At 38.9% G+C, this 22,258-nt stretch carries 23 protein-coding genes; 18 read left to right on the forward strand and 5 right to left on the reverse strand.

What is annotated here, in order from left to right; all coding sequences use genetic code 11:
* Positions 1–99 precede the first annotated feature (99 nt).
* Positions 100–462 (forward strand): CoA-binding protein, encoded by a 363-nt coding sequence (locus tag ABVM50_RS08510; protein WP_141877199.1) that lies wholly within the window; start codon positions 100–102, stop codon positions 460–462.
* On the opposite strand, the gene ABVM50_RS08515 is transcribed toward ABVM50_RS08510, so the two are convergent.
* Positions 439–1,878 carry a sodium:solute symporter gene (locus ABVM50_RS08515; protein WP_405198176.1) on the reverse strand — a complete coding sequence of 480 codons (1,440 nt, stop codon included), beginning with the start codon at positions 1,876–1,878 and terminating at the stop codon, positions 439–441. The genes ABVM50_RS08510 and ABVM50_RS08515 overlap by 24 nt on opposite strands.
* Positions 1,879–1,955: 77 nt before the next feature.
* Between ABVM50_RS08515 and recR the strand changes: the two genes are divergently transcribed.
* Together recR and ABVM50_RS08525 are read left to right on the forward strand one after the other, a co-directional pair.
* Positions 1,956–2,573, forward strand: a complete 618-nt coding sequence (gene recR, locus ABVM50_RS08520) for a recombination mediator RecR (protein ID WP_405198177.1) — start codon at positions 1,956–1,958, stop codon at positions 2,571–2,573.
* 216 nt (positions 2,574–2,789) lie between these two features.
* Entirely contained in the window at positions 2,790–4,118 is a 1,329-nt protein-coding gene (locus tag ABVM50_RS08525) for a dihydrolipoamide acetyltransferase family protein (protein WP_405198178.1), read from the forward strand.
* Positions 4,119–4,177: 59 nt separating this feature from the next.
* On the opposite strand, the gene ABVM50_RS08530 is transcribed toward ABVM50_RS08525, so the two are convergent.
* On the reverse strand, positions 4,178–4,597 hold the full coding sequence (locus ABVM50_RS08530; RefSeq protein WP_405198179.1) for a BLUF domain-containing protein: 420 nt from the start codon (positions 4,595–4,597) through the stop codon (positions 4,178–4,180).
* Positions 4,598–4,771: 174 nt separating this feature from the next.
* Between ABVM50_RS08530 and ABVM50_RS08535 the strand changes: the two genes are divergently transcribed.
* The 15 genes from ABVM50_RS08535 (at position 4,772) to ABVM50_RS08605 (ending at position 15,850) form a co-directional block, all read left to right on the forward strand.
* Positions 4,772–5,548, forward strand: a complete 777-nt coding sequence (locus ABVM50_RS08535) for an exonuclease domain-containing protein (protein ID WP_405198180.1) — start codon at positions 4,772–4,774, stop codon at positions 5,546–5,548.
* Positions 5,549–6,502: a carboxypeptidase-like regulatory domain-containing protein gene (locus ABVM50_RS08540; protein ID WP_405198181.1), complete on the forward strand. Its 954-nt coding sequence runs from the start codon at positions 5,549–5,551 to the stop codon at positions 6,500–6,502.
* A 1-nt stretch (position 6,503) separates the two neighbouring features.
* Positions 6,504–7,385, forward strand: coding sequence for a carboxypeptidase-like regulatory domain-containing protein (locus ABVM50_RS08545; RefSeq protein ID WP_405198182.1), 882 nt, complete (start codon positions 6,504–6,506; stop codon positions 7,383–7,385).
* Position 7,386: 1 nt separating this feature from the next.
* A complete protein-coding gene (locus ABVM50_RS08550; RefSeq protein ID WP_405198183.1) occupies positions 7,387–8,001 on the forward strand; it encodes a fumarylacetoacetate hydrolase family protein in 615 nt (204 codons plus the stop codon).
* A gap of 6 nt (positions 8,002–8,007) precedes the next feature.
* A complete protein-coding gene (locus ABVM50_RS08555) occupies positions 8,008–8,349 on the forward strand; it encodes an Hpt domain-containing protein (RefSeq protein WP_405198184.1) in 342 nt (113 codons plus the stop codon).
* On the forward strand, positions 8,346–9,605 hold the full coding sequence (locus ABVM50_RS08560; protein ID WP_405198185.1) for a competence/damage-inducible protein A: 1,260 nt from the start codon (positions 8,346–8,348) through the stop codon (positions 9,603–9,605). Before ABVM50_RS08555 ends, ABVM50_RS08560 begins: the two co-directional genes overlap by 4 nt.
* A 227-nt stretch (positions 9,606–9,832) precedes the next feature.
* Positions 9,833–10,072, forward strand: a complete 240-nt coding sequence (gene rpmB, locus ABVM50_RS08565) for a 50S ribosomal protein L28 (protein WP_026915534.1) — start codon at positions 9,833–9,835, stop codon at positions 10,070–10,072.
* A 29-nt stretch (positions 10,073–10,101) separates the two neighbouring features.
* Positions 10,102–10,284, forward strand: coding sequence for a 50S ribosomal protein L33 (gene rpmG / locus ABVM50_RS08570; protein WP_057480125.1), 183 nt, complete (start codon positions 10,102–10,104; stop codon positions 10,282–10,284).
* A 7-nt stretch (positions 10,285–10,291) separates the two neighbouring features.
* The gene (locus tag ABVM50_RS08575) at positions 10,292–10,441 is read left to right on the forward strand and encodes a DUF4295 domain-containing protein (protein WP_084509775.1); all 150 of its coding nucleotides are present in this window, start codon (positions 10,292–10,294) and stop codon (positions 10,439–10,441) included.
* 140 nt (positions 10,442–10,581) lie between these two features.
* Positions 10,582–11,535, forward strand: coding sequence for a signal recognition particle-docking protein FtsY (ftsY, locus tag ABVM50_RS08580; protein WP_405198186.1), 954 nt, complete (start codon positions 10,582–10,584; stop codon positions 11,533–11,535).
* Entirely contained in the window at positions 11,535–13,169 is a 1,635-nt protein-coding gene (locus tag ABVM50_RS08585; protein ID WP_405198187.1) for an amidase family protein, read from the forward strand. The genes ftsY and ABVM50_RS08585 overlap by 1 nt, the downstream gene beginning before the upstream one ends.
* On the forward strand, positions 13,162–13,446 hold the full coding sequence (locus ABVM50_RS08590) for a hypothetical protein (protein WP_405198188.1): 285 nt from the start codon (positions 13,162–13,164) through the stop codon (positions 13,444–13,446). Before ABVM50_RS08585 ends, ABVM50_RS08590 begins: the two co-directional genes overlap by 8 nt.
* A gap of 197 nt (positions 13,447–13,643) precedes the next feature.
* Positions 13,644–14,996 carry a 30S ribosomal protein S12 methylthiotransferase RimO gene (gene rimO, locus ABVM50_RS08595; protein WP_405198189.1) on the forward strand — a complete coding sequence of 451 codons (1,353 nt, stop codon included), beginning with the start codon at positions 13,644–13,646 and terminating at the stop codon, positions 14,994–14,996.
* Between the two features lie 15 nt (positions 14,997–15,011).
* Positions 15,012–15,425, forward strand: a complete 414-nt coding sequence (locus tag ABVM50_RS08600; protein ID WP_405198190.1) for a hypothetical protein — start codon at positions 15,012–15,014, stop codon at positions 15,423–15,425.
* The gene (locus tag ABVM50_RS08605) at positions 15,425–15,850 is read left to right on the forward strand and encodes a hypothetical protein (RefSeq protein ID WP_405198191.1); all 426 of its coding nucleotides are present in this window, start codon (positions 15,425–15,427) and stop codon (positions 15,848–15,850) included. Before ABVM50_RS08600 ends, ABVM50_RS08605 begins: the two co-directional genes overlap by 1 nt.
* A 242-nt stretch (positions 15,851–16,092) precedes the next feature.
* Here ABVM50_RS08605 and ABVM50_RS08610 read toward each other — a convergent pair whose 3' ends face one another.
* The 3 genes from ABVM50_RS08610 to ABVM50_RS08620 are packed head-to-tail and all read right to left on the reverse strand — an operon-like array spanning position 16,093 to position 22,241.
* Complete coding sequence (locus tag ABVM50_RS08610) at positions 16,093–18,909, reverse strand: M16 family metallopeptidase (protein ID WP_405200696.1); 2,817 nt, start codon at positions 18,907–18,909, stop codon at positions 16,093–16,095.
* A gap of 7 nt (positions 18,910–18,916) precedes the next feature.
* Positions 18,917–21,400 (reverse strand): M14 family metallopeptidase, encoded by a 2,484-nt coding sequence (locus tag ABVM50_RS08615; RefSeq protein ID WP_405198192.1) that lies wholly within the window; start codon positions 21,398–21,400, stop codon positions 18,917–18,919.
* Positions 21,401–21,455: 55 nt separating this feature from the next.
* On the reverse strand, positions 21,456–22,241 hold the full coding sequence (locus ABVM50_RS08620; protein ID WP_405198193.1) for a prolyl oligopeptidase family serine peptidase: 786 nt from the start codon (positions 22,239–22,241) through the stop codon (positions 21,456–21,458).
* Between the last annotated feature and the right edge of the window lie 17 nt (positions 22,242–22,258).

A 22,258-nucleotide genomic window follows, 5' to 3' on the forward strand; every position in this document is an offset into this window, starting at 1 on the left:
CATCATGATTAAATCGATGATACCACAAAGGGCCGGTCCTCAACTTAAAGACTAGTCTATCTAGAGATTGTTACATTAAAATTTATTTACTTTACCATTATGAAGAAGAAAACACTGGTTATGGGTGCTTCCTTAAAACCCAATAGATATTCCCATCTTGCCATTAACAAACTTGTGAGATTCAAACAACCCACTGTGGCAATTGGTCTTAGAGAAGGAACAGTAGACGGTGTGAAGATCCATACAGAAATGGAAGAATTTGAAGATATAGATACCGTTACCTTATATCTTAATGCGAAAAGGCAGGAACAATATTACGATTATATCATTTCGCTGAATCCAAAAAGAGTGATCTTCAATCCCGGAACTGAAAACCCTGAGCTCTACACCTTGCTTCGGAAGAATAATATCTACTTTGAAAATGCCTGTACGCTGGTACTACTTTCTTCTCAGCAATATTAATCCTAAGAAAGTTAGAAAACCATTCAGTATAAGTATAAAGAATCCAAATTCGAATCCAAGCCAGGTAAGACTGTTTACGCTGATGATGTAGGAAAGAACCGGAGCAAGAATGGCAATTAGCGGCACTAGTTTATCTTTTACCCGCCACTTAGTAAAAAGTCCAAAGGCATACAGACCAAGCAACGGCCCGTAAGTGTACCCAGCAAACTGAAATAATTTGTTGATCACACTTTTATCTGCGATCGCATATTTAAACACAAGCATCACCAGGATTAATAATATGGAGATCGCAATATGAATTTGCTTTCTAATCCTGATCTGTTTTTTCTCATCATATTTTTTTTCAATATCCAGGATATCGATACTAAAGGATGTTGTCAAACTAGTAAGAGCGCTGTCAGCACTGGAATAAGCCGCAGCGATAAGTCCCAGAATAAAGAAAACTGCTACGGCAAATCCAAGATTACCGCTGGCGGCAATAGCTGGAAACAACTCATCCTTCGTTTCGGTAATACCGTTGAGGTCGGCATAGTCGGTTAGGAGAACTCCTAAAGCCAGAAATAAAAAGTTTACGAAAACCAACACAATGGTAAACCAGAACATATTTTTCTGCGCATCCTTCAGGCTTCTGCAGGTAAGGTTTTTTTGCATCATATCCTGATCCAAACCGGTCATGACGATAGCGATGAACGCCCCGGAAAGGAACTGTTTTACAAAGTGATCTTTGCTTTTCCAATCTTCGAAGAAGAAGATCTGTGAATGCTCACTTTCAGTTAAATAATTCATGAGATTTGCTACAGAGAACCCGAGATCTTCAGAAATAAAATAGATGGTGATCCCCAATGCAAGCAGCATAAAGAATGTTTGCAGGGTATCTGTCCAGACGATGGTCTTTATTCCGCTTTTAAAGGTATACAACCAGATAAGCAGGATGGTGATAGAAACCGTAATATAGTATGGAACACCTAAAGCATCAAATACGATAAGCTGTAGCACATTTGCCACCAGGAATAGCCTGAAACTTGCACCAACAACACGGCTTAGCAGAAAAAAAGAAGCACCTGTTTTATACGAAGCATTCCCAAATCGGGTATCTAGATAAGTATATATGGAGGTAAGATTAAGCTTATAATAGAGTGGAAGTAAAACCTGCCCGATCACTGCGTATCCAACTGTGTATCCAAGTACGACCTGGAAGTAACTAAAAGAATCGGTTTCAACGGTGCCGGGGATAGAAATAAATGTGATCCCACTCAGTGAGGCACCAATCATTCCGAAAGCTACCAGATACCAGGGAGCCTGTTTATTCGCTTTGAAAAATTCAGCATTACTGCCTCCTCTTCCAGTGAAGTAGGAAATAAGAATAAGTACTGCAAAATAGGCGGCGATTAGAATTAGTACCTGGTATGGCTGCATAATTTTTCTTTAAAGCGGGCAATTTACAAATTAAGCTGAAGCTAATTTCATGCAACAAAAAAATCCTAAATTCGCGTATGGATTTTTCATCAAAATTACTGGAGCAGGCAGTAGACGAAATGTCTCAGTTGCCGGGAATAGGAAAGCGAACAGCGTTAAGACTGGTGCTTCACTTACTGAAACAACCGGAGGAGCAGACCTCCAGGCTGTCAAAATCCCTGCTCGATCTACGCGAGAATATTAAGCTTTGTAAAAATTGCTTCAATATTAGCGATACCGAACTTTGTGAGATCTGTGCGAATCCTAACCGTGTTTCAGAAATTGTATGCGTGGTAGAAGATATTCGCGACGTGATGGCTATTGAAAATACCGGGCAGTATCGAGGGCATTATCATGTACTTGGAGGAAAGATAAGTCCGATGGATGGGATCGGACCTTCTCAGTTAACGATCAAAGCTTTGATTGAAAAGGTTAGAGAAGGGAAGATCGAAGAGATCATATTTGCCTTGAGCAGTACGCTGGAAGGCGATACAACGAATTTCTATATTTTCAAACAACTGGAAGGAACCGGAATCAAAACTTCTACGATCGCCAGAGGAATTTCTGTAGGAGATGAGCTAGAATATGCAGATGAGGTGACCTTAGGAAGAAGTATTACGAATAGAATTCCTTTTGAAAATAGCCTGAAAAGCTAGAACTGCCGTAGAAGCTAATAATATTAAGTAGCTAAAATTATCCGAAACTTTTTCAATTGCGTAGTTGAAATCGTAATTTTAGCGGGAGTTTGACGATGACACTTGTTTGAAAGAATATCAGTATAATTCAATTTTATTGATTTTTTAATATTTAATAAGTGTTAATTTGATTAAATTCGCAACCTGAATAATAAAAATCGCATCTGATTTAACGATATGGCAAAATTTGAATTGAAGTTACCTAAAATGGGTGAAAGTGTTGCAGAAGCAACCATAACAAGCTGGCTTAAGGAAGTTGGAGATACTATTGAAATGGATGAGCCGGTACTTGAGATCGCTACAGACAAAGTTGATAGTGAAGTCCCTTCAGAAGTTGACGGGACCCTTGTGGAAAAACTTTTCGAGGCAGATGATGTGGTAAAAGTAGGTCAGGTGATCGCTATTATCGAAACCGATGGTGATGAGGATTCTTCTTCGGAAGAACAAGAGGAAGAAACAGTTCCTGCTGAAGCAGCCGAAGTTTCTAAATCTGTTGAAACTGCTAAAGAAACTGCTTCTGTAGAAACTAGCGAAGATTATTCAGATTCTGATAAATTCTATTCTCCGCTAGTAAAGAATATCGCGAAAGAAGAGGGAATTTCACTTTCTGAACTTGATTCTATAAATGGAACCGGGAAAGATTCGCGCGTTACCAAAAATGATATTTTAGAGTACGTAGAGAACAGGAAAAAAGGCGGAAATACAGCGTCGGCGGAGTCAGCACCAAAAGCTGTTGAATCTAAAGGTCTGGAGAAGAAAGTATCCAATCAGCCAGAACCTATAGTTAGCGGGGAAGATGAGATCATCGAGATGAGCAGAATGGGTAAAATGATCGCTCATCATATGGTGGACAGCGTTCAGAAGTCTGCACATGTACAGTCATTTATTGAAGTAGATGTTACAAATATCTGGAACTGGAGAAATAAGCATAAAAATGAATTTCAGAAGAAAGAAGGAGAGAAGCTAACTTTCACTCCAATCTTTATGGAAGCTGTGGCGAAAGCAATTCGTGATTTTCCGTTGGTGAATATTTCGGTAAACGAAGATGCTTCAAAAATTATCAAGAAGAAAAATATTAACCTTGGAATGGCTGCGGCACTTCCAGATGGTAATTTGATCGTTCCAGTGATCAAAAATGCAGACAGGCTCAATCTTGTTGGGATGGCGAAGGCAGTAAATGACCTGGCTAATCGCGCAAGACAAAATAAATTAAAACCGGATGATATCCAGGGAGGTACTTATACGGTAACCAACGTGGGTACTTTTGGAAGTATCATGGGAACTCCAATTATCAATCAGCCACAAGTAGGTATTCTGGCTCTTGGAGCAATTCGTAAAATGCCAGCGGTGATTGAAACTCCTGATGGTGATTTTATTGGAATACGATATAAGATGATCCTTTCTCACAGTTATGATCACCGTGTGGTGAACGGCGCCCTGGGTGGACAGTTCGTTCAGCGTGTGGCTCAGTATCTGGAAGGATTTGACAAGGATCGTGAGATCTAAAATTTTATATTTATAGTAAACTTAGAAAGCTGTGAAGATTAACTTCGCAGCTTTTTATTTTACTGAAGATTATTTAAAAACGAATCAAGCAATTCCAAAGCAGGATGCTTACCTTCCATTTTATCACCTTCCAAAATAGCATTTTTGTCCAGGTCTCTGTGACCTAAGATTGCTTCCGCTTTTTTATTATCAAGTTTACGGAACGCCATAGACCAGTTTTTAAATTGGCGGGACTTTAGGAAATCGGTAGAAATTTCAACAATTGAATGGTGTCTCGGGTCCTTTTTAATTCTTTGAAAGAGATTGTCTACTGTTGAAGGCTCTCCTTCTATATATTGGATGAAAAGTCCCTGATATGAAATTAGTAATCCAGTGATATTACTCTTAGAATTATTCTTTCTGCTACTGCTGAGTAGTCCTTCCATATCTGCATCTTTCAGTATATGCGATTGCTGGCTTATATAGGAGATGTATTTCAAAACTTTTTAAGACTTGTAAGGATTCAAATATAAAAAAGGTATTTTCAAAAACCAACTCCTCGATTTCGTTCTAATCCCATGCCTTTCTAAAGCCTTTTTGCGTCTGGAAACCTCTTGCTTATTTTATTAACGGCTCATAATTATAGTATATTTGCTACAAATAAATCATTTCGCATGGAGCTTAAACTTACCAGACCTATTTGCTTTTTTGATCTCGAAACTACGGGAACCAATATTTCCAAAGACCGTATCGTGGAAATGGCAGTGCTTAAAGTCTACCCCAACGGTAACAAAGAAAGCTATACCTGGCTGGTAAATCCAGAATGTGAGATCCCAAAGGAAGTGATAGCGATTCATGGCATCGATAATGAGAAAGTGGCTAATGAGCCAACTTTCCAGCAACTGGCCACGAAAGTTCATGATCTTATCAAAGGATGTGATCTTGCCGGCTATAACTCCAATAGATTTGATATTCCATTACTGGCTGAGGAATTGCTTCGAGCAGGAATAGATTTCGAGATGAAGAATGTCGTTGCTTTAGATGTTCAAACGATCTTTCATAAAAAAGAACAGCGTACATTATCAGCTGCTTACCAGTTTTACTGCGGAAAAGAACTTGAAGGTGCACATGGAGCAGAAGCAGATACCGAAGCGACTTACGAAGTTTTAAAATCACAACTGGATCGATACAATGATCTTGAAAACGATATGAAATGGCTGGCAGATTTCAGCTCTCGTAAAAAATTTGCAGATTTCGCCGGATTCATAAGTTTTGACAAGAAAGGAAGAGAAGTGTTTTCTTTCGGGAAGTATCGCGGAAAGTTGGTAGAGCAGGTGCTTGAAGACGAACCTGGATATTTTGGCTGGATGCAAAATGCAGATTTCCCACTTTATACTAAAAAAGTGCTTACTGCCATTAAATTGAGAAAGCTAAACACCAAACTATCCTGATTGAAAACTTCTGTTTTTCTCTTTATCTTTTTTCTCTTTACTACCGCTTTTAGCGTAGCTCAAAATTCCAGAATAACTGGAAGAGTAATCGACAGAGCCACTAATAAGGCCTTGCCTTATGCTCATATCATGTTTCAGGATTATAAGCTTGGAACCAGCACAGATGCACAGGGAATGTTTGCTTTTAATGTTGCAGACAGCCTGAAAAGTGAAATACTCATTTTTACCCATGTTGGTTACGAGAGGGAATTGCTAAAAATTGCTGATCTGGAAAAGCAGAGATTGGTGCCTATGAACGCACTTACCGAAGGTCTGGGAGAGGTAATGATCACACCTGTTCAGGATAATAAAACTTTTACTTACAGGCCTGATTGGCGCTTTGAAACAGTGGGGATCGGAAATATGAATGCCGCGCTTTATCCTTCCACCATAGCGCGTTATTATGCAAAACCTGATAGGTTTGATGCAGCTGCTTTTCTAAAAGAGATCACCATTTATTTTTATGCTACGGAAGAGCAAAAAGGTTTAAGTCCAAAATTTCGTATTCATTTCTATAATGTAGACGAAAACGGACTTCCCGGGAAAGATATCACCCAAGACATTGTTGTCACCAAACCAGTAGGTAAAAATAAGGTTGATGTCGAATTGCTTAACCAGAAAATTCAGATCCCTGAAGAAGGATTTTATATAGGTCTGGAACATCTTTTCATTAAGGAGAACGAGTATTTCGAAGTGAAGGATTACTATATCAATAATGAGCTAGTAGCAGAAGATTATAGAAATAAGCGTTATGGACCAGTTTATAAAGGTGTGTTCGCTCCTGAAGAATCCAACTTCAAAGTTTATTTTTTCGAACCCGGAGGCTGGGTTGATATTAGAACCTGGGACATCACCTATAATGATAGGGAAGGTAAATATGTGATGCCAGAATTTAGAATCAAAATCACCGATTAGTATGATGAGGTATTATATGTTCATTGCATTTTTAATTATAGCTATTTCTTCAAATGCTCAAAGTGAGATGATTGATGGAGTAGTGGCCGATTCTGTTACCAAAGAACCTTTGTCGTTTGTCAATATCTATGTATTAAATACCAGCCAGGGGACCACTAGCAATGAAAATGGATATTTTCAGCTTAAGGAACCTAATGCAGGTCAGAATCTTCGGTTTGGTTATGTGGGGTACGCTTCAAAAGATATCACCTATGTCAAGAAACAGATGGATACTATTTTTCTTTCCCAAAATAAGGAACAGCTAAACGAAGTTATTGTTCAGGCTCCTTTACAACATAAAATCATTAAAATAAAAGCCTCAAAATCTAAGGATAGGTTAGGAATTTCAAATTCAGGTGACGATGACGGAGCTCGAATATTCTTGCGCTATTTTGCTAAGCCTTCAGAACTAAAAGATGAAGCTGCTTACCTCAAATCCGCAGAAATCTTTCTTTTTAAAGGTATAGGTAGTGTCAAGCGTGACTATATTTTCCGGATCCGGATCATGAGTCTAACCGAAGATGCAGAACCAGGTTATGATCTTATTGATAATATTACTCTTATAGGGAGACCTGGGTCAAAGGTTCGTGTAGATCTAGAGGATGAAAGAATTCTTATTCCTGAGAATGGGTTTCTGATAGGGGTGGAAGGCTTGCAGATTGATCAGAACTATATAAGAACCGCTAAGTTGCTTCTTGAAAATGGTAAGTATAAGGATTTAAAAAAGTACGGTCCTACATTCAAAGCTGTGGAATCAAAAGATCCGGTTTACTACCTAAGTAGAGGAGAATGGAAAAAAATGAAAATGCCGGTACCGGCAATGAACCTTATAATCACCAATTAGTATGAAAATTATTTGTGTAGGTAGAAATTATACAGATCATATTTCAGAATTGAAAAATGAGAAGCCAGAGGAACCTGTGTTATTTCAAAAGCCCGATACTTCGATCTTATTGAAAAAACAACCGTTTTTTATTCCAGATTTTTCTGATGATATTCATTATGAAGTAGAGGTTTTGGTGAAGATCAAAAAAATAGGGAAGCATATTCAGGAGAAATTTGCACACAAATATTATGATGAATTAGGACTGGGAATTGACTTCACAGCCAGGGATCTTCAGAATAAACTCAAAGAAAAAGGACTGCCCTGGGAGAAATCAAAAGCATTCGATGGCGCTGCTGTAATATCAGACAAATGGTTGCCAAAAAAGGAACTACCTCCGGCAGATGCTCTCAATTTCAGGCTTGAAAAAAATGGAGAACTAGCACAATCTTCCTCAACCGCACATATGCTTTGGAAAATTGATGAATTAATTGCTTATATTTCGTCGTATTTCACCCTCAAAATTGGTGATATCATCTTTACGGGAACACCTGCTGGAGTAGGAAAAGTTGCTACAGACGACAGATTAACGGGTTACCTGGAAGATCAACAAATGTTTTCTATCAAAGTAAAATAGTTTTGAATGAGTAATTACAATCTTGACGACGTTAAGGAAATGGCTGGCGGCGATGAAGAATTTTTATTAATAGTAGTCCAGACGTTCCTTGAGGAAATTCCGCCAGACGTTGCTGCGATGAATGAAGCCATTGATAATGATAATCCTTCACTGGCTTATCAGTACGCTCATAAAATGAAACCGAACCTTCAGATGTTTGGTCTAAACCTGATGGAGCAGATTAAAGTTATTGAAGCCTGGTCTAAGCATGGTCAAAGAAAGGATGAGGTGCCGCAAGCTTCAGAAATTATCACTAAAAAAGTGGATGTAGCTTCAGAAGCTTTGAAAAGAGATTTTAATCTAGGATGAAAGCTGAAATCGTAACCATTGGTGATGAGATTCTTATTGGACAGATCGTGGATACAAACTCGGTTTATATTTCCAAGGAACTGAATAAAATTGGCGTAAGCGTTCACCAGATCACTTCTATTCAGGATGATCGTGAACATATATTGCAAACCTTGGAGGAGGCTTCTTCCAGGGCAGATATCATCATCATAACTGGTGGGTTAGGCCCTACTAAAGATGATATTACCAAGAAATGTCTTTGTGAATTCTTTGATGATACACTTGTAAAAAATGAGAAGGTTCTTAATCATATCGAAGAGCTTTTTGAAAAATATATAGACACGCCAATTTCAGACCTTAACCGGGAACAGGCGATGTTGCCATCCAAGGCTGTTGCATTGCATAACGAATATGGAACCGCTGCTGGAATGTGGTTTAAAAGAGGTGATCAGGCCTTTGTGTCTATGCCGGGCGTGCCATATGAAATGCGCGGACTCATGGAGCACGAGATCATCCCACGAATAATGTCTGAATTTTCCAGACCGGTTATTCTGCATAAAACCGTTATTACCCTGGGGCTTGGAGAAAGCGCAATCGCCGAGCGTATAGAGGCCTGGGAGGATCAATTACCCTCTCATATTAAGCTTGCTTATTTGCCTAATCTCGGCAGAGTGAGGCTCAGACTTAGTGCACGAGGGACAGATCATAAGGAGCTTGAAGACGCCATTGATGAACAGATCATTGAACTGCGTAAGCTCATCGGGGAGATTATGTATGGTTTTGAAGATGATGATCCAGTGGAAATGGTCATTGCAAAGTTGCTTGAAAAGAATAACTGGACGCTTTCTACTGCGGAAAGTTGTACAGGAGGTCGACTGGCATCCAGGTTTACAGAAGCGCCAGGTTCCTCAAAGACTTTCAAAGGAAGCGTTGTATGTTATGCAACCCAATCTAAAATTGATCTGCTCGATGTTCCGGAAAAGCTAATAAAAGAAAAGTCTGTAGTAAGTGCTGAAGTTGCCAAAGCTATGGCTGAAGGAGCCCGTAAAAAGTTTAATACAAATATTGCGGTGTCTACTACCGGTAATGCCGGACCTGAAAAAGGTGATAGTGATGCAGAAGTCGGCACTGTTTTTATTGGACTGGCAACTCCCGGAGAAACACTTGCTTTTGAATTTATGTTTAGCAATCACCGGGAGAAGGTGATAGGTAAAACAGTGAACAAGAGCTTACAGATCTTACTGGAACAACTACTAAAACTTCAGTCTACAGATTGAGACTCAATCTGATATCTTAAACTTTTTTAAAAATTGGTATTTGATCCTTTGATCATTATCATTAAAAAAATGTATTTTTGCATCCGCTCAGGCTTAATGGCGGTACTTAACGGCGATTCGAGAAGAATATTTTCAGAGTAAAATATTTTTTTTCATTTTGTTGTCTGTTAGGTAAAAAAATCGTTAATTTGCAGCCTGTTTTGAAATAACGAGAAAAGTATAGAGCAATGTCAAGAGTTTGTGAACTTACCGGGAAAAAAGCAATGGTTGGGAATAATGTTTCTCACGCCATGAACAAGACTAAACGTAAATTTAACGCCAATCTGGTTAAAAAACGTTTTTTTCTTCCTGAAGAAGATAGATGGATCACTTTAAAAGTGTGTACATCTGCATTAAAAGATATCAATAAAAAAGGCATTTCTGCCGTAATTAAGGAAGCTAAAGCAAAAGGATTTCTTCAGAAATAATCCTAAGCAGCACCTAAAAATATTTCACAATGGCAAAGAAAGGTAACAGAGTTCAGGTAATTCTAGAGTGTACAGAGCATAAAGCAACTGGACAACCAGGTACTTCAAGATATATTACTACAAAAAATAAGAAGAATACACCGGATAGAATGGAGTTGAAGAAATTCAATCCTATTCTTAAGAAAATGACGGTTCATAAAGAAATTAAATAATTGAGTCATGGCAAAGAAATCAGTAGCATCTATTCAAACAGGATCTAAAAGATTAACCAAAGCAATAAAAATGGTTAAATCTGAGAAAACCGGTGCCTACACATTTGTAGAACAAATCATGGCTCCGGAAGACGTTAACGACTTCTTGAAGAAGTAAGTATCGTTCACAAACGATTTTAAATAATCATAAAAAGCCGTCTTGGATTTATTCTGGACGGCTTTTTCTTTTTATGTATCTTTATTGCCGTAAAAAAGGGGCTGAATGGCTTCTTTTACATATTAACCTGCCAGAATAAAATGAGTTTATTTAAAAAGATATTTTCTAAAGAGAAAAAAGAAAACCTTGACAAAGGACTGGAAAAATCTAAAGCTAGTTTTTTTGATAAAATGAGCAAGGCGGTTGCCGGAAAGACCAAAGTTGATGAAGAGGTTTTGGACGATCTGGAAAACGTACTTGTAAATAGCGATGTGGGAGTTGCTACCACCATTAAGATTATCAATAGAATTGAAGAACGCGTTGCCCGGGATAAATATCTTGGTACCGATGAGCTGAATAAAATTCTAAGAGAGGAGATCGCGGCATTACTTTCTGAAACCAATAAAGGGGAAGGTTCAGACATTAGCCTTCCTGAAGGGAAAAAGCCATATGTAATTATGGTGGTTGGTGTAAATGGAGTTGGTAAAACCACCACTATCGGGAAACTTGCCAATCAATTTAAAAACTCAGGTAAAAAGGTAGTACTAGGAGCGGCAGATACTTTTCGTGCCGCTGCCATTGACCAATTACAAATCTGGGCTGATCGTACAGATGTTCCAATCATTAAGCAGAAAATGGGAAGTGATCCCGCTTCTGTTGCATTTGATACGGTGCAAAGCGCTGTGAAGCTGGGTGCAGATGTGGTTCTTATTGATACCGCCGGAAGGTTGCACAACAAGGTTAACCTTATGAAGGAACTTACCAAGATCAAAAGAGTAATGCAAAAAACCATTCCAGAGGCACCTCATGAAGTGATGCTGGTGTTGGATGGTTCTACCGGCCAAAACGCTTTTGAGCAGGCTAAACAGTTTACTGCAGCCACAGAAGTAACTTCGCTTGCTGTTACCAAACTGGACGGTACAGCGAAAGGTGGTGTGGTGATCGGGATTAGTGATCAATTTCAAATTCCTGTTAAATATATTGGAGTAGGAGAAAGAGTAGAGGATTTACAGGTTTTCAATAAATACGAATTCGTAGACTCATTCTTTAAATAATGAAACAATTATTTCTTCTTTTTGTGCTGGGAACTCTGCTGACTTCCTGTAAAAATGATCCAGAAAATTCAGAAGAAGTTCAAAATGCTGAGGATTCTACTTCGGTTACTTCGGAAGAGCGGGAATTTAAAGTTCTCGATTCAGAATTTATTACGGCAGACAGTTTATGGATGCCATTTGAGAAAGATTTAGATGAATTTACTTCCGAAGTTTATGAGGAAGTAAAAGCATTGGTTTTCGAGAAGTCTATTCCGGAAATTCAGGAATCTATCGCCTCTGGAAAACTTACTTACGAAGAACTATCTTTGTTTTACTTAACCAGAATAAGAGAATATGACCGCGAAAATGATCTTTCACTAAATTCGGTGATCTCCCTAAATCCTGATCTTATTTCTGAAGCAAGAAAAAAAGATGAGCAACTAAAGAACTCAACCAGCAATCATCCTATTTACGGGATTCCGGTATTACTGAAGGATAATATCAATACGAAGGCTATGCCGACTACGGCTGGTGCTGAAGCTTTGAAAAAAAATCAAACCGGTGATGCGTTTATAGTGGAACGACTTAAAAAGAATGGTGCTCTTATTCTTGGCAAAGCTAATCTAAGTGAATGGGCATATTTCTTCTGTGGTGAATGTCCAAGCGGGTATTCGGCAGTTGGAGGACAAACTCTGAATCCATATGGCAGAAAAATCCATGATACCGGCGGATCAAGCTCTGGAAGTGGAGTAGCGGTAGCTGCGAATCTTGCTCCTGTAGCTGTAGGATCTGAAACATCCGGTTCTATCTTATCACCATCAAGTTCAAATTCCATTGTTGGAATGAAGCCGACTATTGGTTTATTAAGCCGTGGCGGAATTGTGCCTATTTCAAGTACTTTAGATACTCCAGGTCCTATGACCAGATCTGTGATCGATAATGCGATCTTACTTTCTGCTATGACCGGAGTCGATTCAGAAGATCCTGCTTCTTCTGCAGCAAAACAACTTTCGAATCTTTACAAGGATCTTAAAAACTCCAGTCTTAAAGGAAAACGATTTGGAGTGATCAAAAGTTTAAAGTCAGATTCACTGTACATGAGGGCAGTGGCTGATCTAGAGAAAGCCGGCGCGACTATTATAGAATACGAAGCGGAAGAGATCGATCTTCCAAATTTTCTAAGATTACTGAACCTGGATATGCAAAATGACCTTCCAGAATATTTTCAGAAACATGGTGGAGAAGTTGATTTCCAAAATGTTCAGGATGTTGTGGATTACAATGCTATGGATTCAGTAAAAAGAGCTCCTTACGGACAGGCTTTATTTCTGGGAATCTTAAAGGATTCAGCTAGTACAGAGGAATTTGCAGCGATTAAGGATACTTTAAAAACCAACGGTACGCGATTTCTGAGCAAACCGATGAAAGAGCATAATCTGGATGCGATCATTTCTATCAATAATTATCATGCGGGTTATGCCGCGGTAGCCAAATATCCTGCGATCACGGTTCCTATGGGTTATACTTCAGAGAATCAACCAAAGGGATTAACTTTTATAAGTGAACCTTTTTCAGAAAAGCAGTTGCTGGAATTTGCATACGCATTTGAAAAGACTTCCAAACGTAGAAAAACACCAAAGGATTATAATGAGTGAAAAAGCAGACAGATACCTAGTCCTGATTTCCAAAATCATATTTTTTTACAGCATCTTCTTCGTGGTGATGAAAGTCATTTCGATGTTTCAGGGTGCATGGGTACTCCCGAATTTAATACTGTCTGTGCCATATTTAGTATTCGGACTGGTTGGCGGTTATATGGTAAAATATAACAAATATCACTGGGCATATGTGATCGCCGGAGTTATCTTGATAAGTATCGTTCGGTATTATGAAGTAGAGTGGATGCTTCAGCTGCAGGAATGCTTTTCATAAACAAAGCCCTAAATCAATATTTTCTACTTTGAATTTCAGCAGAAAGTTTAGGTCTTCACTCGCGACCTATAGAAACCTGAATTAATACCAATTAGTTTATTCAGCTTAAAATTAGGTGTATAAATTTTACACCTTATCTTTGCACCCGCTTAGATTTTTGGATTCAGAATTCTTAAGCATTTAGAAAGCAATATATTATGAGGACGAAATCGCTTAAAAAGAACAGGATTAATGTAGTAACTCTGGGTTGTAGCAAGAATGTTTACGATTCAGAAGTTTTGATGGGGCAGCTTCAGGCGAATGATAAGGATGTGGTTCATGAAGGCGAAGGTAATATCGTAGTAATAAATACCTGTGGTTTTATTGATAACGCAAAGGAACAGTCGGTTAATACAATTCTTGAATTCGTTGAGAAAAAGCAGGAAGGCTCTGTAGATAAAGTATTTGTAACCGGTTGTTTAAGTGAGCGTTACAAACCAGATCTTCAAAAGGAAATTCCAGATGTGGATCAATATTTTGGAACTACTGAACTACCAGGATTGCTTTCAGCTCTGGAAGCCGATTATAAGCATGAACTAATTGGTGAGCGTCTAACTACTACACCAAAGAATTACGCATACCTAAAGATTGCTGAAGGTTGTGACAGACCATGTTCTTTTTGTGCAATTCCATTAATGCGTGGTGGACATAAGTCGACACCAATCGAAAACCTCGTGATAGAGGCGGAGAAACTTGCTGCGAACGGAGTCAAGGAACTTATTTTGATCGCGCAGGATCTTACCTATTACGGTCTGGATCTATATAAGAAAAGAAACCTCGCAGAATTGCTGGAAAATCTGGTAAAGGTAGAAGGCATTGAATGGATTCGTTTGCATTATGCTTTTCCTACGGGATTCCCAATGGACGTTCTCGATGTAATGAACAGAGAACCTAAGGTTTGTAATTATCTTGATATTCCTCTACAACATATTAATGATGATCTTCTGAAGTCTATGCGACGAGGAACCACTCATGTAAAAACCACTAATTTGCTTAAGAAGTTCAGATCAACTGTTCCAGAAATGGCGATTAGAACTACTCTTATTGTTGGTTATCCAGGTGAGACGGAAGCGAACTTCCAGGAATTGAAAGAATGGGTTCAGGAAATGCGCTTTGAAAGACTTGGATGCTTTACTTATTCTCACGAAGAAAATACACATGCATTTAACCTTGTAGACGATGTTCCACAGGAAGTGAAGCAGGAACGTGCAAATGAAATCATGGAAATACAGTCTCAGATTTCCTGGGAACTTAATCAGCAAAAGATCGGGAAGATTTTTAATGTCATTATAGACAGAAAAGAAGGCAATTACTTTATTGGTAGAACTGAAGCAGATTCACCAGATGTTGATAATGAGGTTTTGATAGATGCCACGACAGTTTATTTAAAGACCGGTGATTTTTACGAAGTTGAAATTACAGATGCTGCCGACTTTGATCTTTACGGTAAGCCTCCCAATGTAGAAACCAGCAAGCCTGTTCGTAAAGAACTTAAGATTCGCACAGTCTAATTTAAAAACCTAGATTTGAATAAAATAGAGAAAACTCCCCATTTTCTTAGAGGGAATATGCCATATTTTCTTGGCGGTTTCTATGTTCTTATGGGTATCGCAGCATACTTCAGTATAGGTGATTCATTTTATCTTTCTTATTTGCCATTAGGTGTTATAGCTGCTGTTGTTGGTTATTTCCGAAGAGAGAATAGAAAGGAATTTATCAAGTGGAACAGTAAGAAGATCGTGCTTCAGGATCAAATCAATGGAAAGAAATCATATCCCTGGACAGCGGTGGATGACTTCATAATTAGCGAAGAAAACCTGCTCATCAAATCTGGCCCTGCAGATGGTGTTTATTTCGAGATTAGAGAATTTTCACAAAGCGATATAGCGAAACTGAGATCTGCCTATCCCGAATTTGCAAACCTAAAACACTCCGCCTGATGCAGCGTATAAGCAGGAAGCTCAATTTTTTTAGAAGAAACCAGTTCTTATTATTTGGTGTTTTCTGGACTTTAATGAGTATTTTTTACCTAGTCTCTCAAATAATAGTAGAGGAAGACGGTACTTTCAATTATTTTATGAGTTTCGGATATCTCATCATTGGACTGCTCTATTTTTATCAAAACTACCGATATGGACACAAAAAGGGAGAGTTTATAGAGTGGAACGATACTGTTTTGAATTACCAGCAAAACTTCGGAAAATTTTATTCTTTTAAGTTAGGCAGCCTTATTAATGTCACAGTAACTCGAAATAATTTAATCATCAAAGCTCAAAATGCGCAAGGCACGATGGCTTCTTTTAAGGGTTATTCTGAAGAAGATTTAGCGAAGCTTAGAGCAAGATTTGATAATTACGCTTCTTAACTATGATTTAAAGATCAAGCTGAAGCTGGCAATTTAAGGGTCGTTTTCAGTGTTAAAAATAGTGGTCGTTGTAATTAGTTAGCTCTTCGATCTGAAGTTCAAGAAGAAAGTGAAGATGGTATATTAGACTTCATCGATAGAAGTCTTGTTCAGTTCTTTAAAGACTTAAATCACAGATATGATTATAAAAAAAGCAAGAACTCTAGTTCCTGCCTTTTCTAAAAATCTCATATTATTTTTTACTATTCTTCCTCGTTAAGCAATACTGGATCACCATATCCAAGATCCTTCAATTTCTTTAACTGAGTTTCGGCATCACCAACAATAAGGAAATACATTTTTTCAGGATCAATATATTTCTTCGCCATCTCCTGTATATTCATTACCGTCATTTCCTCTACCTGCTGTTGTTGCTCAGCAACGTAATCATCGTTGTATCCATAATCGCTAATTTCTTTAAGCATGTTTAGTTTTGCGCTCAGAGTTTCAAATTTCCTGGTGCTACTTTTAGTCATATAACTTTTAGTAACCTCAAGGTCATCCTGAGTAAAAGTATCGGCATAATCTTTAAGAATGTCCCGAACCAATTCAGTTGCTTCATAAGTAATATTGGATCGAACGCCACTGGAAATAAGGAATGGTCCAATGTAGGATCTATCTTCGAACCTGGAACGAATTCCATAGGTATAACCTTTTCCTTCTCTAAGTTCCTGCGTAAGCCTGGATGCGAAACTGCCACCGCCAAGTCTGTAATTCATCACCTCAGCTGCATAGAAATCCTTATCACTAGCGCTCAGTGCCGGAGCACCGAATGTAAGAACAGATTGTTTTGCACCCGGAACATCATAAAAGTAAATCTGAGATTTTTCCGGTGCTTCGAATTCTGGAATCTCCGGGAAATCTACCGTTTTCGGAGGCCAGGAAGCCGAAATTGCTTTTAGTGAATTCTTCGCTTTTTCGAGATCCAGATCACCTACTACGAGATAGGTAGCGTTAAGAGGTGAAAGATTTTCAGAATAATAAGCTTTAAGATCGTTCAGCGTAATATTCTCTACACTTTCTGTGGTTCCCATTTCATTCATAGAAAGAATACTGTTTTCACCGTAAACCAGTTTTCGGAATTCATTCGAAGCGATATTATTAGGATCTCCTTCCTGCTGCGTGATCCTGCTTAGGGTCTGTTGTTTGATAAGTTCAAACTCTGACTCATCCCAACGTGGTTGAAGCAGCATCTCATCTACAAGTTTCATCGTCTCGGCATAATTCTTTGCTAGCGTATTTCCAGAGATACTAATTTTTTCTTCCGAAGAACTTACATAAATACGCGCTCCCAAAAGTTCAATTGCTTCATCCAGCTCTGCCGGAGTTTTTTTAGCGGTACCACGATTCATCAAGTTTGCCAGTAGATTTGCTACCCCTGCTTTATCTTTTGATTCCAGTAACTGTCCGCTTTTAATTTCAAGACTAAACTGTACGAGCGGCACTTCTTTATTGGTAATACCCATCACTTCGAGTCCGCTTGGCATCGTCGACTTCCAAATTTCCGGGATTTCCAGTTCAGGTTTTGCTGAATATGGAGGTTCAATGGTTCGATCAAAGCTAGAGGCTGTTTTTGGATAATCTACCGCTTGCTTTGCATCGAAATCTTCTTCAGCACCTTCCACGATCTTTTCTTCTACCACTTCAGCTTTTTCTGAATTTTCCAGTGCAAGATTTAATTGATCTTTTGGAACAAAACTGGTGGCAACATAATGCTGATCTTTTATATATTTTCTGAATACCCTCATGACATCTTCCGAAGAAACCGCCAGTAATTTTTCGATCTCCTTGTTAATGAAATTGGGATCATTTGCGAAAATATCGTACTGTGCTAATTGAAAACCTTTACCAAGGACACTTGAAATGGAGTTATAGAAATTTGTCTCAAGACCGGCTTTAATTCTCTTAAGATCTTTCTGCGGAATACCATTTTTATCGAATTCGGCAAGTCCCTCCTGAATCATAGCATGAACAGAGTCAAGGTCCTTTCCATCATAAGCCCGAACCTGAAGCATTAACTGCCCCGAAAGTTCAGAAGTGTAATTGAACATGCTCACATTACCAGAAAGTTTGGCATCTTCCACAATCTTCTTGTATAAAGGAGCATTTTTACCATCAGCCAGGTAGCTGGTCAATATCTCCAATGCAAAGCTATCAGGATGGTAAGAGTATACCGAAGGCCAGGCGAGTGTAAGCTCAGGCAGTTTTGCGAAATTATCTTCGTGGTAGACTTTTTTAGTGTTTTCAAAACTCACAAGCTGCTTTTCCTGTTCTTCGATCTTCTCTCCACGTGGGATCTCATCAAAGTATTTGTGTACCCATTCCTTGGCCTGATCTTTATCAAATTCACCTGCGATGGTCAGAGTTACATTGTTAGGAGTATACCATTTATTATAAAAATCTTTTACATCCTGCAAAGTGGCGTTTTGCAGATCATCCAAACTTCCAATCACCTGCCAGTTGTAGGGATGATCTTTAGGATACAGGTTTTTGTCGATCACATAGAATGTATGTCCATAAGGCCGATTGTCCACTCCCTGTCGCTTTTCATTTTTAACTACCTGCTTTTCCTTGGCAAGGACCGGTTCTGTAACCGTGTTGATAAAGTATCCAAGTTTATCTGCTTCGGCCCAGATCATTTTTTCCAAAGCATCTTTTGGTACGGTCTGGAAATAATTGGTGCGATCACGACTAGTAGAACCATTAGCGCCGCTACCACCGATTCTGGCAGAGAGCTTATCCAGTCCACCTTTTCCAAGGTTTTCAGATTCGAGAAACAAGAGATGTTCAAATAAATGTGCAAAACCTGTTCTGCCTTCTTTTTCCCGGGCACTACCCACATGAGCGGTAAGCGCTACTGCTACGACAGGGTCAGATTTGTCTTCGTGAAGTATCACCTTAAGCCCGTTTTCAAGGGTGAAAGTTTCAAAATCTACCGAAAACTGATTCGTTCCTTCCTGGGCAAATGCAATGGTATTCGCTACCAGAAAAAAGCATAAAGCATTTAAAAATTGTCTCATTTTCATATTAGTAATCATATCCTCTATTATTTGTTAGGAACACTGCATTAGTAAAAAATAACTTTCCGTTCTCCCAGAAAGCTCTGAATAGTGGGTTGTCCACCATATAAATGATACTACCTCTACCTATATTTTCTTCGCCGAAAATAAGGGAGTTTTCAAGCATTTTCTGAGCTTCGCTACCGGCAAATCCAGAAACGATCTCAGGTTGCTGAATGTATGCTACGTTGTATCCTTTATCCAGAAGCTCATAACTATCACCGCTGAGTTTTATGCTGAAGTAAGTATCGTCATATCCAAATGCCAATGGGTGACTTGCATCTACCGAAGTTTTTACGATACTCCCGGTGATCATATTCTTTACATATTCTCTTTCTCGCTGAGAATAGGGAACAAGCTTGTCGGCAGTTTTTAGTGAATCTTTCTTAGAATTTTTTTCTTTAATCCCAAAACTATCTTTTCCTGCAAATGCTGAAACAGCATCCCCGATGGCAATCACCTTTCCACCGCCACGAATCCAGTTCTCAAGCATTTTCAAATTATCTTCATCAAGAAAACCGGAGTAATTCCCTGAAGGCATCACCAGCACGTTGAGTTCACTCAGTACACTAGCAGAAAGATTACTAGTTTCCAATGGAATTACCGGATACTTCAAATCCTGTTCGAAAAAGTACCAGATCTCTCCAAAATTTAGCGAAGAAACCTGCTTACCTCTAAGGAGTCCGATTTTTTGCTTATTTATGATCTTTATATTTCCAGATCCAAAATCCGGTCCCTTATCTGAAAATCCAGTATTAGTGGCTATAAGTTTTCGCTGCAGGTTATTGGCGATCTCCACCACTTTCTGCTGAAAATTTTCAATAGTTGAATTATCACTTTTAGAAATTATAAGGCTACCAGCATTAAAATCTTCACCGGAATTTCGAAATTGCTTTTCACTGAAACGGACCTTGATGTTATTTCTAATAAGTTCAGCCAGAAATCTCGCATCCTCCATGCTATTCAATTTTGACAGGAATGCCGTAGCATTAGCATTTGCAGTATTTTGCTCAAAGCTTTCAGGATTATTTGAATTGCCATTGATGATTTTGGAACTGGCAACTGTCTCCAGACCGTAGGCATAAGGCAGACTCCAGGCGGTAATATCATACGTAAGAGAATCTACAAGTTTGGCTTTAGGTTCGAAAAGCACTTTAATCATTTTCGATTTTGGCTGATTCGCAGATACTAATAAAGTTTCTTTAGAAGCCTCAAGATTTCCACTTCTGGAATCCTGATAAGAATAACCTTTGATGTTACCTGAATTGGCAAAACTATATTTGATCTCATGCCTGTCCAGTAGATCAGTTAAAGCGTCGATCTTATCCTTTTCGCCATTCATTGCATAGGTTTTAAATTCTGAATCACTTCCAGAGAAGAAATCTGTGAATTCTGAAACCAGTTCAGTGGCATTTTCTGAAGCCATTTCCACCGTGGAAATTCCTGTAGTAAAATGATGTTCTATGCGATCTTTCAAGGTCAATATATAACCTTCGTTAGTTTGAATCCCTAAACCAGCACGGCCATGACCAGCCTGTTCGTAGGTCATCCCGATAGCGCCCATATAGGTTGGATACGTATCCCCGTAGCTTGGATAAAGCAGGTCAAATTGCTCCCCTGTAAAATATAACCAGCCATTATCGTCAAAATATTTCGCATGATTTTTTCCAATTCTGGTCTGGAAATCCCGCTGAAAGTCGGTAATGATCTCATGAAATGGTTCAGCAGCAGGAGCGAAATAATAAGGATGGTTGATATCCTGTTCGTGGAAATCTACATGGATATGTGGCATCCATTGATTATAAATTTTTAAACGTTGTCTTGTTTCTACCTGCGTTGCCCAAGCCCAGTCACGATTTAGATCAAAAAGATAATGATTAGGTCTTCCACCCGGCCATGGTTCATCATGCTCGGCAGAAAACTGACTTGTATTATAAGGAGTTGCTTTTACCTGGTTGTACCAGTTTGCATAACGGTCACGACCATCTGGATTGACACAAGGGTCAATAATTACCACCGTATTTTTCAGAAGTTCTTGCTTCCCGGTAACCAGTTCATATAGAGTTTTCATTGCAGCCTCGGTACTGGAAGCTTCATTACCATGCACATTATAGCTTAGCCATACGATGGCTTTTTCAGAAGTTTCATTAGAATCGGTTAGTCCGGCACTCGCAAAATGCTTCTGCTTGATGGACTCAACATTCTGTATATTTTCTTCCGAAGAAATAATGGCATAAGTAAGTGGTCTACGTTCGTTGGTAAGGCCGTACTGCTGGTAATTTACCAGATCAGAATTTTCAGCTACATGTTCAAAATAGTTCACGACATCTGCATGCCTGCTAAACTGAGAGCCCAATTCGTAACCAAGAAACTGCGACGGACTTTGAACCTCCTGTGCAGATAATGTCGTAGTAATTACAATGAGAAAGAATAAAAAGAATCTGATTTTCAAAATTTTAGATTTTCAAAAGTGAATGCATCCAAAATTAAGTAAAAAAAGTCGCGATTTAGTCCCAAACTTCATCCTGTAGCCAACTCGCAGCATTTTGCAAATATGGAGCATAATTACAAGACTCATAATGCGTTAAACCAGGAGCGACTTCCAGAGTGACATTGGTACCGGCATCTTTTGTCGCAGCGACCCATTCCTGAGTTTCAGCTAGTGGGAATAGCTCGTCGTTTTCCCCGTGAATAACATAGAGTGGAGTTTCTATGGTTCTAACACTCCCGTTAGAGCTAAAAGTACTGTAACTGCTGGCCATTGGGATAGATGCAGTAAAGATTTCCGGATAAACTTCAGCATAGAACCAGCTGCCATTTCCACCGTTACTGTAACCTGTTACCACGGTTTTATCTCTATCAACATTCAAATATTTCTGAGTGAGATACATTAACCCGATAACGAGATCCTGGTTGAAAGCGCTGTTCCAAAGCTGCGTTCCTCCATTAGGACTTACAATAATTGGATCCAAGGCGGCGAATCCAGGCTCGGCATAACAGGCAGTGTTTTTATGAGCATTTGCATTTCCGCTAGCTGCACCATGAAGAGTTAGCACAAGAGGTCTCTCAGAAGAGGAAGCACTTTCCGGGATGATCACTCTAAAATTCCAGGAACTTCCGTTAAGATTTTCAAGCGTAACATCGTTGATCCCTGGTTGCAGGTTCAAGGCTTGAAAATCTTCTTCGAGATCTTCAATGCTTCTGCGATCTGGCGTGGGAGCGTCATCATCACTTGAACAGGATGCAAATGAGAATGTGATTAATAGTGCGAAAATTAGTCGTTTTAAGATCATGAACTACTGGTTTTTGA

Source organism: Christiangramia sp. LLG6405-1 (genome assembly GCF_045055805.1).
In the GTDB taxonomy this organism is placed as follows: Bacteria; Bacteroidota; Bacteroidia; order Flavobacteriales; family Flavobacteriaceae; genus Christiangramia.

Excerpts from the sequence above, each read along its gene's own strand:
- ABVM50_RS08610 (WP_405200696.1), bottom strand. The coding sequence starts at position 18,909 with ATGAGACAATTTTTAAATGCTTTATGCTTTTTTCTGGTAGCGAATACC.
- recR (WP_405198177.1), top strand. The coding sequence starts at position 1,956 with ATGGATTTTTCATCAAAATTACTGGAGCAGGCAGTAGACGAAATGTCT.
- ABVM50_RS08585 (WP_405198187.1), top strand. The coding sequence starts at position 11,535 with ATGAAACAATTATTTCTTCTTTTTGTGCTGGGAACTCTGCTGACTTCC.
- ABVM50_RS08605 (WP_405198191.1), top strand. The coding sequence starts at position 15,425 with ATGCAGCGTATAAGCAGGAAGCTCAATTTTTTTAGAAGAAACCAGTTC.
- ABVM50_RS08525 (WP_405198178.1), top strand. The coding sequence starts at position 2,790 with ATGGCAAAATTTGAATTGAAGTTACCTAAAATGGGTGAAAGTGTTGCA.
- ABVM50_RS08560 (WP_405198185.1), top strand. The coding sequence starts at position 8,346 with ATGAAAGCTGAAATCGTAACCATTGGTGATGAGATTCTTATTGGACAG.
- rimO (WP_405198189.1), top strand. The coding sequence starts at position 13,644 with ATGAGGACGAAATCGCTTAAAAAGAACAGGATTAATGTAGTAACTCTG.
- ABVM50_RS08620 (WP_405198193.1), bottom strand. The coding sequence starts at position 22,241 with ATGATCTTAAAACGACTAATTTTCGCACTATTAATCACATTCTCATTT.
- ABVM50_RS08550 (WP_405198183.1), top strand. The coding sequence starts at position 7,387 with ATGAAAATTATTTGTGTAGGTAGAAATTATACAGATCATATTTCAGAA.
- ftsY (WP_405198186.1), top strand. The coding sequence starts at position 10,582 with ATGAGTTTATTTAAAAAGATATTTTCTAAAGAGAAAAAAGAAAACCTT.
- rpmB (WP_026915534.1), top strand. The coding sequence starts at position 9,833 with ATGTCAAGAGTTTGTGAACTTACCGGGAAAAAAGCAATGGTTGGGAAT.
- ABVM50_RS08510 (WP_141877199.1), top strand. The coding sequence starts at position 100 with ATGAAGAAGAAAACACTGGTTATGGGTGCTTCCTTAAAACCCAATAGA.
- ABVM50_RS08545 (WP_405198182.1), top strand. The coding sequence starts at position 6,504 with ATGATGAGGTATTATATGTTCATTGCATTTTTAATTATAGCTATTTCT.
- ABVM50_RS08515 (WP_405198176.1), bottom strand. The coding sequence starts at position 1,878 with ATGCAGCCATACCAGGTACTAATTCTAATCGCCGCCTATTTTGCAGTA.
- ABVM50_RS08575 (WP_084509775.1), top strand. The coding sequence starts at position 10,292 with ATGGCAAAGAAATCAGTAGCATCTATTCAAACAGGATCTAAAAGATTA.
- ABVM50_RS08555 (WP_405198184.1), top strand. The coding sequence starts at position 8,008 with ATGAGTAATTACAATCTTGACGACGTTAAGGAAATGGCTGGCGGCGAT.
- ABVM50_RS08535 (WP_405198180.1), top strand. The coding sequence starts at position 4,772 with ATGGAGCTTAAACTTACCAGACCTATTTGCTTTTTTGATCTCGAAACT.
- ABVM50_RS08590 (WP_405198188.1), top strand. The coding sequence starts at position 13,162 with ATGAGTGAAAAAGCAGACAGATACCTAGTCCTGATTTCCAAAATCATA.
- rpmG (WP_057480125.1), top strand. The coding sequence starts at position 10,102 with ATGGCAAAGAAAGGTAACAGAGTTCAGGTAATTCTAGAGTGTACAGAG.